13 protein-coding genes are annotated in these 13421 nt (G+C 51.2%); all 13 read right to left on the bottom strand.

Annotated elements, in window-relative coordinates; translation table 11 throughout:
• Window positions 1-18 precede the first annotated feature (18 nt).
• The 13 genes from ADN01_RS01975 to ADN01_RS02035 all read right to left on the bottom strand — a co-directional run bounded on the left by ADN01_RS01975 (window position 19) and on the right by ADN01_RS02035 (window position 13378).
• Window positions 19-693 (bottom strand): ABC transporter ATP-binding protein, encoded by a 675-nt coding sequence (locus tag ADN01_RS01975; protein ID WP_062419265.1) that lies wholly within the window; start codon window positions 691-693, stop codon window positions 19-21.
• Window positions 684-1532 (bottom strand): hypothetical protein, encoded by an 849-nt coding sequence (locus ADN01_RS01980; RefSeq protein ID WP_062419266.1) that lies wholly within the window; start codon window positions 1530-1532, stop codon window positions 684-686. The genes ADN01_RS01975 and ADN01_RS01980 overlap by 10 nt, the downstream gene beginning before the upstream one ends.
• Window positions 1525-2085 (bottom strand): RNA polymerase sigma factor, encoded by a 561-nt coding sequence (locus ADN01_RS01985; protein WP_062419267.1) that lies wholly within the window; start codon window positions 2083-2085, stop codon window positions 1525-1527. The genes ADN01_RS01980 and ADN01_RS01985 overlap by 8 nt, the downstream gene beginning before the upstream one ends.
• Window positions 2072-2758, bottom strand: coding sequence for a hypothetical protein (locus ADN01_RS01990; protein WP_062419268.1), 687 nt, complete (start codon window positions 2756-2758; stop codon window positions 2072-2074). Before ADN01_RS01990 ends, ADN01_RS01985 begins: the two co-directional genes overlap by 14 nt.
• Complete coding sequence (locus ADN01_RS01995; RefSeq protein WP_062419269.1) at window positions 2755-4773, bottom strand: hypothetical protein; 2019 nt, start codon at window positions 4771-4773, stop codon at window positions 2755-2757. Before ADN01_RS01995 ends, ADN01_RS01990 begins: the two co-directional genes overlap by 4 nt.
• A complete protein-coding gene (locus ADN01_RS02000; RefSeq protein WP_062419270.1) occupies window positions 4766-5668 on the bottom strand; it encodes an ABC transporter ATP-binding protein in 903 nt (300 codons plus the stop codon). The genes ADN01_RS01995 and ADN01_RS02000 overlap by 8 nt, the downstream gene beginning before the upstream one ends.
• A 267-nt stretch (window positions 5669-5935) precedes the next feature.
• Window positions 5936-7471: a DUF4179 domain-containing protein gene (locus ADN01_RS02005; protein ID WP_062419271.1), complete on the bottom strand. Its 1536-nt coding sequence runs from the start codon at window positions 7469-7471 to the stop codon at window positions 5936-5938.
• Window position 7472: 1 nt separating this feature from the next.
• The gene (locus ADN01_RS02010; protein ID WP_062419272.1) at window positions 7473-8036 is read right to left on the bottom strand and encodes an RNA polymerase sigma factor; all 564 of its coding nucleotides are present in this window, start codon (window positions 8034-8036) and stop codon (window positions 7473-7475) included.
• A gap of 519 nt (window positions 8037-8555) precedes the next feature.
• Entirely contained in the window at window positions 8556-10664 is a 2109-nt protein-coding gene (locus ADN01_RS02015) for a DUF4179 domain-containing protein (RefSeq protein ID WP_062419273.1), read from the bottom strand.
• Complete coding sequence (locus ADN01_RS02020) at window positions 10657-11196, bottom strand: RNA polymerase sigma factor (protein WP_082142908.1); 540 nt, start codon at window positions 11194-11196, stop codon at window positions 10657-10659. Before ADN01_RS02020 ends, ADN01_RS02015 begins: the two co-directional genes overlap by 8 nt.
• Before the next feature lie 434 nt (window positions 11197-11630).
• Entirely contained in the window at window positions 11631-11858 is a 228-nt protein-coding gene (locus ADN01_RS20305) for a helix-turn-helix domain-containing protein (protein ID WP_082142909.1), read from the bottom strand.
• 132 nt (window positions 11859-11990) lie between these two features.
• Window positions 11991-12800, bottom strand: a complete 810-nt coding sequence (locus ADN01_RS02030; RefSeq protein WP_147239115.1) for a hypothetical protein — start codon at window positions 12798-12800, stop codon at window positions 11991-11993.
• A gap of 20 nt (window positions 12801-12820) precedes the next feature.
• Entirely contained in the window at window positions 12821-13378 is a 558-nt protein-coding gene (locus ADN01_RS02035) for an RNA polymerase sigma factor (protein ID WP_062419276.1), read from the bottom strand.
• Window positions 13379-13421: the final 43 nt, after the last annotated feature.

A 13421-nucleotide genomic window follows, 5' to 3' on the forward strand; every position in this document is an offset into this window, starting at 1 on the left:
CCGCGACAGTGGTGGCTGTTAGAAATGGTATCCCGGAATGTGGTGATGAAGATCTTCTGTTTTTCCAGAGAAAATTACCCGGCCTTGTTGTAAAACAATAGCTTGTTCTGTGAAACGTTCAACATCAGGCGGATCGTGGGTGCTGAACACGATCAGACGACCTGATGACGATTTGCGAGCCAACGCAAAGACACGTTCGCGTTCTTCTACGTCCAATCCGCGCGTCAATTCGTCTAGCAACAACAGAGACGGCTTTCCGAGGAAGGCCTGCGCGATCCCGGTCAGGCGGATTTGCCCCCCGGATAGTCTTCCAAAGGGTCGGTCGGCCACGGATTTCAATCCTAAGGCGGAAAGCAAATAGTCTACCTGGCCAGACTCAGAGATATTCTTCAGCGTCCCAAGATATTCCAGGAGCTGCCTGGGCGTCAAATTGTGGGGGAAATCCAACTCTTGCGGCAGGTAACCGCACTGGCTCCTCAGGAGCTTGAGATTACGCCGATATGGGATTCCGTCGAACCAAAGCTGGCCGTGATCCGGCCTGGTCAGTGAGGCTAGGCAGCGCAGAAGCGTGGTTTTCCCTGAGCCGTTCGGACCGAGCAAAGCAATTGTGCCGGGCTGGAAGTCCAGGTTTACGTTCCGCAGCGCCACCTGTGTGCCGTAAGATTTCGATAACTCCCGAATCCTCAGCTCCACGATTTCTCCCCACCAGGTGCAGTCCGCCCGGCAAGGCCTAGTAGCCCCAGACCAACCAGGCAGGCCAGGCTCGCGCCAATTAGTAGCGGGTCAGATCGGCTAATGATGAGTAGCAGCCAAAAGGCCGGAGTCATTCCCTCAGTTGCCCGGGCCACGGCCTCGCTCCAGCCAAGGAGGATTAAGCATCCCCACAAGCCCAGCGGAAGGATGGCCCCTACCAATGAGTTCCAACGGATCGTCGCGTAGAAGGCCAGCCCAGTCAAAGCTAGCATCGGGCCTAGCCAGATCAACGTCAGCCGCCATAGAACTACCTGCGGACCTTCTAACCAGATCAGCAAGAGCAGCAGCAGCGAGATCAGCAGGTTGAAAGCCAGTACCAGCGCCAGACGAGTATAGAGCAACTCAGCGGCACCGGTGGCTGTGAGGCGCTCTAATTCCCCTAAAGTGCGTGTCTCAGGACGGAACACATAGGCGACGCCAACAGCGGCCAGCAGAGGTGCAACCACTATGAATACTAGCGGAAGTAGGTCTCGACCATCGATGACAGACAAGGACAGCCCAAGAAGCAGCACCAGCAGACCGGCCAGCCAGAAGGATTTCTCGAACAGAACGGATTGGCTGTGGGCTAGGCGCAGCCAGTTCGTCCATTGTCGGCGTTTTATAGCAGGAGAGCCAGGTAAATACTGTTCCAGTACGGTCAGCAGGTGATCTCTCCCTGCTGTTTCAGGCTCAGTCCCTAGATCGGTTTCTAGAAAATGCGCCAGAGCATTTAGATCTCCCAATGCTTGGCGTTGGGTTTCGTCCAAACCATCAGTCAATCGGTCAACAGGGTTATTCATCTTGTCCCACCTCTTCCTGCTCCAGGATCATCCTGGCGCGCCGCAGCCCGTGGAACAATCTACTTTTGACTGTGCCGAGGGGCGCGCCGGTTATCGTGGAAATTTCTTCCAGAGAAAACTCCTGGTAAAAACGAAGTAAGATCACCTCGCGTTGACGCGCTGGTAAACACTGTAACAAGGCGTTGACCTGCACGCAGTCAGAGGATTGCAGCGCCAGGCTTTCGGTTTCAACAGGTGCGGCCATCCAATCGTCCCCTTGATCTTCGTCCGGCAGATAAAATGTCTCCCGGCGGAAGGCAGCGGAACGGAAATAATCACGAGCCAGGTTACGAGCGATCTGGTAAATCCATGGCCGGAAGTGCTCCGGTGGAACACCACGGCAAGTCAGTATGCGGATAAACGTGTCCTGTACCATATCTTCTGCGGACTGAGTTTGGCCGGTCATTCGGGAGAGGAATTTCAAGAGCGGTCCATGATAGCGCTCGACCAATCCGGCAAGCGCTGTACGGTCTCCCCCCCGCACCCGGATATACAATTGCTCATCGCTCTCCAAGTAAACTCCTCCGAATTGAACCGCCATTCAGATAAGCATACCATGCAGCATTGATCACGATGAACGCAAACCCCAACCCGGTGAGGAGCGACCGGTTGAGGGGATAACTTACCTCCCTCCAGTTCCAAACGGTCGCAAAAAGGAATAGCGCGCCACTGATTTTTCCCCGTGTTTGCAGCTCGAGGAACCAATAGACCAACACCGTACCGGCTGCTGCCCAATAAGAGCGTGACAATCCCCCGACGAGCAGCGACAGGCCGGTCATAAACAGGGATGGCGCAAGTGCTGGCAAGACAGCTACGAAAACATTAGAGGTACCCCACAAAAAGAGAAAGGCGAATGCACCCAGCGTCAGCGCCAGGAAAAGAAATGCCAGCGCTGCGCCGCTCCGTAGAAGTGGTAAACGCAGCCGGGATTCTGGATACGATCGTCGCAGCTCAGCGAAGCCTTCCTCAGTTTCGATAGTCATCAAATGGGCAGCAGATTGCCCGGCTGCCAAGGGGAGGATGATCTCGAAGGCGTTGACTATCATCGGGAGGGGCATCTCCGTATCGAAGCGGCCCCACAACAGCCGGGAAAGAACAGCAAAAGCCGGTAGCCCAAGACACGGCAGCAGCCCGGCCAAACCTGCCACCAAACGCGTTTCGTAATACAAAGGCGACTTCGTTCTCATCGCATACCGCCTGCCGAGCGGATCCACTGGGGCAGAGCCTCATACGGCAGACCCCGGAGTTCGTCCGGCTTCTGGTACATCTGATTCAGTACATTTTTTACAGCCTCCTGGCCGCTTTGGCGATAGATTTCCAGAAGCGCCAGCCGATCTTCATCTACGCCTCCTTGCATTTGTGCGTCAGATTGGATCAGAGCCTGCATGCGTTCTGGATTGCCATCCTCTCGAACATAGATGTCCAGGAAACCGACAACGGCCTGAAAGGCGCGCTCCAGACTGGTAATCGGTCCACCATATTCGGGATCCAATTTGCCGTCGCTTAAGCTCCATAGGTCGGTGAGCAACGTTTTGATGACAAACTGCCGAGACGAAGAGAGGGTTGCACTCATATTTGCCGGCGAGTAACGCGGCGTGACTACCAAGGGGTATCCGGCTGCGGGCGGTGTCCTTCCGGGCAAACCGCCTTCTTCACCCAGCACCATCAAGATCAGTCCTTGAACCTTTGCGTCAGGAAAGAACGGAGTAATTTTCCGCAGGGGATCTTCAAAAACGCTGGCCAACCCGCGCGCTTGCTCCAGATCTGCCCGGGATGTTATCAAGGTGATATCGCCCACCTGCTCAACGACCAGGCGGGGGGAGCCAATCAGGAAGACCCAGCTGGCAGAATTTGCTTCGAAGGTATTCTCTCCCACAGCAGGCAGGTTGGCAGCAAAGGGAAGGCTGCCGCTGTTGATTACCGTCAAACGGATGTGCGCCGGATCATGTTGGGTGTATTTCATGTTCGGGCCCGAAAGAATCGGAACCGGATACCAGTTCGCTGTGGGGGTCAGGCGCACACCGCGTGGGTCGATAAAATCGCTGGCTTCCACTACCCCATCAGAAATACTCTCGACGCGCAGCATGCCCTGATAATTAATGGAAAAAGAAAGGGTTTCGCCAGGACCAACCGGCTGGGACAGGTGAACAATTACCAATTCGTTCCTGCGTTCAACCGGTAAACTGGCATCCGTGACAGTCAGAACAGGATTGAGGCGGAAGGGTAATGTATCGAGTGGATCCGAGCTTTGATTAACCGCCGTTAATTCCGCGGTGAAGTGTGCCGGTTGGGCATCTTTCAGATCGAGGATCAGTTGGTAATCGGTGACAGTGAAAGAGTTGGTCTCAATTGATAGGGTCTCGAATGTATTCGAGATCTGGGCGGCTTGAACGCCGGAACCATACCGCATACCGCTCCATCCTGCCAAAGTAAGCGCAATAATCAGCAGGACGCTGCCCACCAAAGAAGATCGGTAAAAACGGCGAGACGATAGGCTTATCATCAAAATTGCCAGGAACAACAGCAGCAGCCCGATGTAAAACAGGTTAAACCAGAAAGGTTGATCACCGTACAATAACCGCCCCCATAATTCTGAATAAAAGCTCACTCCCTGGCGCATGAAGTTGAGCAGGCTGGCGAAAGGGAAACGGTCTGCCAGGATGGTTGGGCCAAGCAGAAAGCCAAGCCACCCGGCTGCCAGGAGCGGGTAAGCCCAGCGGCCGGGTCTGGACCAGGACATCAGCGCCCAGGCAAATGCACTGGCAACCGCGAAGGTCAGCCCAGCCTCCCCTAAATAAGTAGGCAGTTCTGCCAGCAGCGACGTGAGCGGACCCTGGGTTGCGGCGAATGCGATTGGCTCTACCAGGAAGACCACCAACGCAAGCAGACCTGCCAACCAACGACCGAAAATCACCTCAAACCCGGTGGGAAATGAATCCTCAAGTTCGTGGAATTTCATCCGATTCGAGCGTGAGGAGCTGATCGCTGCCAGAAAAAGGCTCACTAGTGATATCAGCCCGATGGCAGTTCGTCCCAAAGTCGTTTCAAGCAGCCCCTGCGCGGAGCGATTGTCATGGCCAAGGAACATCAAGACAAGTGCAGCCCATAAAACATGCAGCGAGAGATACATCCAATTCCCAGCCAGCAGACGAAATTCTGTCCGGAAGGCAGTCCATAAACGGTTGAGAGTCAAGCTACCCATAGTGGACCTCTTTCTGGACCAGGGTCGACTTGATGACAGCCATATAACCGTCTTCCAGGCCAGGTTCGATGGGTTGTGCGCCATTGAACGGGGAGTGGATTGCCAATAGCCGGGCCTGCATGTGTCTGTTCAGCATTCGGGAGGATAAAACAGGATATTTTACTTCCAATTTTGGCCACGCATCTAATGGAACATCCACCTGCCATACGGCTCCTTTGGCCTGGTCTATCAATGCTTCGGGCGTGCCGTTGAAGACCAGTTTGCCCTGATACAACACCGCCAGCCCGGTGCAGCTGGCTTCGATGTCGGCGACGATGTGGGTCGATAGCAATACGGTGCGATCCTGCGCCAGGCGGGAGAGCAGATTGCGGAATCGAATGCGTTCCTCCGGGTCTAGCCCGGCGGTCGGCTCGTCGACCACGATGAGTTCGGGATTTCCCAACAAGGCCTGGGCGATCCCTAACCGCTGGCGCATCCCGCCAGAAAAGGTCCCGACTTTTCGCCGCGCTTCTTCGAGCAGGTTGACTTCCGTGAGCGTTTTCATGACCTGTTCCTTCCGCAGGCTGGCGGGGACGTTTTTCATCGCGCCGATGTAGTCCAGCATCTCGAATGCAGTAAGGCTGCGATAGAAGCCAAAATCCTGGGGGAGGTAACCTAAGCGCTGCCGCACTGCTCCCGGATTTTGCACCACGTCGAACTCCCCAATCCTTACTTGGCCACTGGTAGGCGCGAGTAGGGTGGTCAGGATGCGCAGCAAGGTCGTCTTCCCGGCGCCGTTTGGTCCTAGGAGACCGAACATACCTCCAGGGATGTGCAGTGAAATGCTGTCGAGCGCCCGAAACTTGCGATAGTTCTTCGTCAGTTGATGAATAGAAATTTTCACGCTTTTCTCCATGATCCTTTACTGTACATTAACAAGACGAAATACCGCAAGGGAAGGTTTAAACGACCTTCATGAAAAATAAACCTACAATATGAAATGTTCTCTCTATGATGTCACTTATCTTGGGCACGATGGGATGCATAATTTTGACGAAGTGGTTCCAGTTCCTCATTGCGGGAAAAATTGCCACGCGCATGCGCGTTTGGGATAGAGCGATGGAAAAAAGCGTTGGATCATATCCAACGCTTTTTCATAATTACCTGGTTTCTCGTAAAGCAGTTACTTTCCAGGCGACCAGGAGCCGATGAAACTGATCAGGTCGCCAAGGACTGCCGGCTGAGAAACGCGCACGGTTAGCATGCCGGTCGGAATTTGCGAGTACATTTCTGCCTGGTAGAAGTGGAAAGGGTCACCCGGGTTGAAACTGCTGCCACCGCCCATGTTGGTTTTGTACCCAACCAGGCCGGCCTGGCATTGGACGACTTTCCCTTCGGCGCCATCGAAGAGGAAGGAGTAACCGCCATACGGGTTCTTCTCGACGGCACTCAATGTGAATTTGACTGAACCGAGCTGGATTTCCTGGTTGATCTCAACTGGATTGTCTGAGGTTTGTACCTTGCTTCCATCAAATTCAATCTCAGCATAAGCCTCTTTTTCGGGGAAGGAACGTTCATAAACGTTTTGCTTGGCATAAACAGGGAAAGCAACACCCGATTTCGGTACGGCAAACGTGTACATCGAGCCCAGGTATTTCAGTTGGTCTTGACCTGAAAGCTGGCTGCGCAGGCTCTCTTCATATTTCCAAAGTTCAAGTTGGGTTTCATGGTCTGGCTCTTGCAGTTCCGCGCCGTTCGCATCGTAAAGGACAGGATTGAAGGGTACGGCATAGAGTTCGCCATTGATCTGAATATCGTTATCGCGTTTACCGGGGTAAGCCCAGGTCACCCAGTAGGCATCTGGTTGTTCGACCATGGCAAGGACGACCATCTCCTCTTGGCGGTCTCCATCGACCATCATCGCCGGCATGGCAGGTGTTCTGGATTCGACCTGAGGTTGCGCGGCAGGTTCCACCTTGGTCGACGCAGGGTTTTCGACCTGAGCCTGAGACGGCATGAGCGTGGCCGGGTAAACCGCGAGGTTCTCAGGTGCTGGCTTGAAGGTAAGAGCGAACTGCCAGTCTTCAGGTCCCTTGCCCCGAGCTGTTCCTTCCAGACAGGGAAAGACCAGAGTAGCCTGGTTGAAGTTCGTCGGGACCGTGTCGCTGAAGCGAATATTATTGGCGTATGACCCGTCCGGCGTGAGGCCGCTGCTGCTTCCCGATGCTTCAACTCTGCTGCCATCCGGCAGGGTCAGATAAGCAGGTGTGAAGCACTCTGGATCGCCAAATTTGGCATGTTTAATTTCAACGGGCAGGTCGGACATAGTGTAGGTGATGATTGTTTGGTCAGCGCTCAGGAAAGCAGATTGGATGTCAAGGGTAACTCCATCTCTCGTATCACTCACCGGTTCAGCCAGTTGCCTGAAGGGTGAACTGGTGTCCACAAGCCCGACATTTGGCACAAATCCGAAAACAGCTTGTATCTGCGCCAGAACCTTCGAAGGGCCGATGGCAAGAACCATGACTCCGATTAAAAGAAAGGCGGCCATAGCGTATGCCCAGCCGCGGGCAAAGTGAAAGGCGGGCCTGGCGCTCACTTCAGGATGGGGCTGCTTAGCCTGTAGTTTGGCTTCGAGTTGCTTGAAGTAGGCCGGGTTGGCCTCCGGCAGTCGGTAGGTTTGCTTGATTTCTTTCTCAAAAGAATTGAGGTTGTTCATGTTAATTCTCCACCTGGGCTTGCAGGCGCTCCAGGAGCCGGTAATATTTCTTTTTGATGCGGGTCTCAGGCTCGCTCAGGATTGAGGCAATCTCGGCGAAGGGAAGGTCTGCTACAATGCGCAGGCGCAGGTACTCCTGCTCGAGCGGGCTGAGCCGGGATATCAGGCTTTCCAGGTCGCACAGACGGTCCTGGTCTGTTTGGGACAGTGTCACTTCCACAGCTTTTGCTGATTCCAGTTCTTCGTCAAAGTCCGCCATAGGGCGGCGCTGAGATTGGCGGAAATAGTCGAAGGCCTTATTGCGGGCGATGGTAAAAACCCAGGGCGTGAATTTCCGCGGGTCGCGCAGCCCGGACAGGTTTTCAAGCGCGGTCACAAACGTCAGTGAGGTCAGGTCTTCCGCATCTGCTACGTTGCGCACGCGACTGTAGAGATAATAGAAGACATTGGTTGCATTCCTACGATAAAGCTCAGTAAAGTCCGCTGTTATCGTCTGGTGGGTTCCTTCGGCTTCGTTCATCATCAAGGCAAGGGATTCCTTTTTAAGGGCTTTGGTTTCATTCATTGATGTTCCTTTTCAGGATCGATCCATTTGATTGTATTGTAGCTACATTAAGTAAGTCGCTGGAAGGGAGAGCAATGTGACAATTCATGCCGCGAGTGTAAAGATAGGTTTTAGATGACCTTACCTCCAGCGCCTTGAAACCTGAAAAGATAACAAAATTGGATATCTCGACCCTCAGCTGGGTTACTAGTTGTTGGCCAGAACGGAAGTTGAGGAGGTGACTCTGGTTTAATCGCCCATTTTGATGTAACAACAGGAGGTCCAATCTACATATGACAGAAAGACACACCAAATGATTGGTGCTTGAGAGGATTCCGCTTTAGATCAGGAAAGGTTGAATTGTTTACCTTGAGTACCTGGCGCAGCCTTCGTTCAGCCTGTTAGTAGATTAATACGGACAACCTTATCACCTTCAAAAAGACCATCAACCGCCTTGGGCTTTTATAAAATTGGCTGTGAGCGAAGAACAAGGGGTCTTTCAGCTCTTGAAGGTGAAACTTGCTTGAGGACAACAAGGTTTCAAGGTACTATCACTTTGGCCACGACATCTAAGATTTCCTGTGGTGGGAAAGAAACTTTTTCTATTAGCAAATAGCGTTCGGTGGATTCTACTCTGTTCGTTCCATCCTCCAACCGCCAGAATGCCTGGAATTGGATTTGTTGGCCTGTAGCCAGGTCGATCCATACCTTATTGCCAGATCCGACAAATGCTTGCGCTTCGCCTGCAAGCAGGGTGGGCTGTGAAAAGGATTCTACTGATGTGATGACAATGCAGGCTTGGCCATCGTCACAGGCTATTTCCTCGCGTGTAAAGGAGCCACCATATTGTACTGCACGCTCCAGGTCACGTGTAAGTATGTCTGCAGAAAAACGGTAAGGCTGACCATTATTGAAACCCGCATCACCGGTCGTGAAGTTGACCGAATAATCGCCGATCGTTGCTGTCAACTGGATTGTATTTCCATTTGCATCCTTATCCATCCAAACGCTGCGGATAACGTAGCCGTTGGCATCCGTCTCGATCCATTGTTCGCTGATTAAATAAGGCAGGGGATACGTTTGACCAGAACGAGGAATCGATGTTCTCTCCGTCACCACATGAATCCATGCCGGGCCTTCCTGGAAAGGTGCATCGAACTGCTGGGCCAGCATCTGGACTTCGAGCAAAACCGGATTCGTTGAAGCAAAGGTTGGGGTGGCATAGGGTGGTTGGGTTGGGGCAGATGTTACAGTAGGTTGCACTGCTGCCCCCTGGGGCGCAGGTGAGGGCTGCCATTGGATCTCCCAAGAACCGTGAGCCGTATAGTATGCACGCGTCACCTGCACTTCAAACGGTTGTGATGGGATTTTCTCAAATCTCATTCCAGCCGAAATTCCCCCGTTTGCCAGTGGGATACCACCACCAGCGCCGCGCACCAAGGGATCTGGAGTGTACAACATGACACCCGTCAGGTTTTCAGCTGGCTCAAATTCAAACAGCAGCTCCGTGGTTGATACGAGACTCGCCCTGGCAGCCCGCAGCGTGAAACCACCAATTTGGATCACATCGTCCAGTGTCCAGATTTGTCCGACCGCCGGATCTGGCCCGGGGTCGAACAGAAAACCATTGGCGTCATCCATCGAGAAGTCAATTGACACAGGCAATTCCTTCGCGGTGGGAAAAACATTCAATGAAACCGTTAACTGCTCATTACCGGAGAAGGGTGAGGTTTGGAATATCTTGGCATTTCCATCCATCGTATCGGGAGTGATATCGATGGCCGGATATATTGCGCCATTTTGATCTGTCAGGACAACATTCCAATCGTTGTTGAGTGACATGCCGGGTTGATCGAAGTGTAGAGAAACTTGAAATACAGTTTTGTTGCTGGCCGGGGCGATATGGTCCAGAACCAGGGTAACCCCATCATGGGTTTCGCTTCTCAATTGCTCTGACTGTTCCGGCTCAGATGGAAGGATTTCACCTGGTTTTGCCAGGCGCAATTGCATAGGCACGCTAAAATTCTGGCCACCCAGGTTTTCAACAAACAAAACCAGATCACTTGTAGCAGTAGGCAATGGTGGAAAGACGTAAGTCAAGTGTGCACCATTTGAATCAACTGCCATGCCGCTGCTCATTTGGAAGGATATTTTTTCACCGTTTGGCAAGAAAACAAAAGCCTGAGAAAAATCCTGTTCTTCAGGTAACCCCGTTACGGTCAGATTTACCCACAACTTACTCTCGTCACTTACCGCCTGATCTACGCTCAGTGTTACACCCCCGCTAATAGCATCAACCGGTTCTGACAGTAGATAGACCGACCGGATATCTGAAGTAAAACCAAAGCCGGGGATAAATCCGGTTAACCTGCCAAGCGCATACACCACTCCAGTTAGCAAGGATAAGGCAATAAGTACCACGATCAACGCAAAGATGGGGCGAGCTCGTAAAGTTTGCATGATTTCTCTCCTATCACTCCACAAAAAATGGAATCGGGGTTTGGTTTTGTGTTGAAGCAATTCACCCTGGCGCTGGCGCAATTCTTGTTCCAGGCGGGCTGCAAAAGAGGACGATGGTTCGAGAGTGGCATAATACTCGGTAATTGCAGCGTCCAGTTCCGGCGGAAGTGCCCAATCTAAGTCAGACATTTTTCGCCTCCCAATTCTCACGCAGCCAGTGGATCGTGCGGTGGACCATCATTTTGACCGCAGCTTCGCTCTTACCATCTAGTGCAGCTATTTCCGCGAAACTTAGTCCACCGGCAAAGCGCAGGCGCATCAGCTCTTGTTTATCTTCATCCAACTCTGAAAGTAATTCTTTAAGACGAGTTTTGTTATCAGAAAATTGAATCTGATCGAATGGATCCGGGTCAAGGAGAGCAGCTTCTTCAAGTGAGACAGCGGGGCGCTGACGATACAAATCGATCAGCCTGCGCCTTGCAATGGTAAATAACCAGGCCGCGAAATTTCCACCTTCACGGTATCGCTGATGGATAAGTCCTTCCAGAGCTTCAGTGAACACTCTGGAGGTGATATCCTCAGCATCTTGAGAATTCCCCAGGCGTATGAGCAAATAGCGATAGACCGGTGTTAAATAACGCCGGTAAAGAGCGGCAAAAGCATCTGGATCGTGCCGGGCATTTTCTACAAGAGCATCATCATCGGGCAATGTTTGCATCATCGTATTAGTATATCGGGGAAATAGTCCGAAAGTAACAAAGGCTCATTTCTTGAATTATATTGTGGAGGACCAGCAAGCGTATGCTGGCCATGTCATAGAATAATAAGGTACTCGTGCGTTGAGTAGATGCCGGATGTCCGCAACATTCATCTTCTGTAGCGATTATCGGTTTTTGGGCTGCCTGGGAATTGAAGTGGTGGGGTGGCGCGGATGCAGTGAGTGCAATTACAGTTTGTCTAATCTGGCCAGGGATGTCATTTATTGTATCGTTTTTGGTTATTCACTTTATCGTTGTGATTGCTACAGGATTGGTTTCAATGATACGGGAACAGAAAATCAAGCTTCATCGATTACCGGGATTGCCGATATTGTTAGCCTCTGTATTAATCTTGAAAGTAGGGATAACCTTTTTAGGTTAATCCGCAATGCCTGGATTATGCTTTTGTGTTCAATACAAAACTTTCGATGTCTTCCTCTCTTACGCGGACTACTTTACCAATTCTCACAACTGGAATTTCACCAGTTTGCATCAACCGATAAGCACCGGATTTACTTATTCTTAGGTATTTCGCAACTTCCTCGGCTTTCAGTAGCCGTTTTTGAGGATATGTGGGAGGTGTAGCTTTATCTAAGGGAGTTTTTTCAGTGGCTTGGTTTGGAATAACCCGAAGTAGATTCTTAACCCCTCACCGTTCACGCAATTCGCCCATCTTGATTCACAATAATGCGAGGTTGTCCAAAACAATGTAAACAACCTCGCTTGGGTGAAGATTTCTCTTTTTCAGTGAGGAACGTTATGGCTCGACAGTTGTCATTTGTGCTGGTTGAGCTTCGACATTCTGCAGTGAGGAGGCAATTTTCAGCACTTGCTTTAGAGTGAGATTGGAGAGAATTTCCAGCCGGATCTCTCCGATCTGCCAGGTCAACCGAACGCCGTCAGTATATTGGATCGGATTGAGGTAAACTTGCCCATTAGGCTCAGGCTGAACTCCGCCATCCTTGGCCAAAGGGATTCTTGCATCCACTTCTCCTGACAATCCGGTGAATAAAACTGCGGGTAGATCATTTACTTTAATTTCCCTGCCTAGGGGTAGAGTTTCGCCCAATAACGTCTTTCGCTCATTTAGAATTACAAATTGGTCGTCTTTGTTGATGGTGAGTTTTAATGTATCAAGATTTGTAACCTCATCTGTGTAAGAATCGGGGACCATTACCCAATCCCCATATGGCAGATAGTTCGGGTATAGTGGGGTAAATCCCAAAGAGCCGTCACTGAACAAGCCCACTTGCACCTTGCTATGAGGGGTCAAAAAAGAGAATACAGTTATTTGGTCATTAATCCAATCAACTACTTGAGCTCGAACGGTGGGAATAAACGCTGTAGTTGCAACAGCTACAAGTACCAGCAATAAAGTTGCGTAAAGAAAAGCTTTTCTCATAGAGAACCCTCCTTTCAAGTTTCTTGTTGTGACTTCATTTTGGTGTTCATTCGATCTTGAACCAAGGCGCGACTCAATCTGTGGCCACAGGTTAATGGTTTTTCTTGGAGATTGCTCATCAGCAATCTTTTGTATAATCCAGTGAGAGTGATTTACATTCTTCATTTACTTTTCTCCTTTCATTATCATTTGAACGGGGCAAGCAGGTTTCGCAGTCTTTTCCGTGCCACACTCAAATGCCATCGTATTGTGCCAGGCGAACAATTTAGCTGACTGGCAGAGTCCACGGTACTCAGATTTAGAAAATAGTGCATCACTATCGCTGCCTTTTGGGTCGGCGAGAGCTGGATAATGGCCTGTCGCATTTCACTTACCAGTTCTTCCTGCTCGATAGAACTCTCAGGCTCTCGAATATTTTCGGCCAATTTTCGTAACACAAACGCATAATTCTCGTCCCCATCATCACTCAATGCAACATTACGGCTTTGCTGGCTTGACGCCTTTATCGAATCATTGATCACGATCCGGAGAAACCAGGGACGAAATGGGCGTGTCTCATCGAACCCTTTGATCTTATCAAAGGCTCGAAGAAACGCCGTTTGTACGATATCCTCGGCTATCACTCGGTCGCCAGTAATAAGACATGCCGCTTGGATCGCATCTATTTGGTACATTTCCACAAGCATCTGCAACCCACCGATGTCTCCCGCCTTGAGTTGGGTGATAGCTTTTGCTTCATCCATTAATACTCCTTGCATTCTGAAGTTGAGAGCCCTCACTATTAAT

Origin of the sequence: Levilinea saccharolytica (assembly GCF_001306035.1) — a bacterium.
Lineage (GTDB): Bacteria > Chloroflexota > Anaerolineae > Anaerolineales > Anaerolineaceae > Levilinea > Levilinea saccharolytica.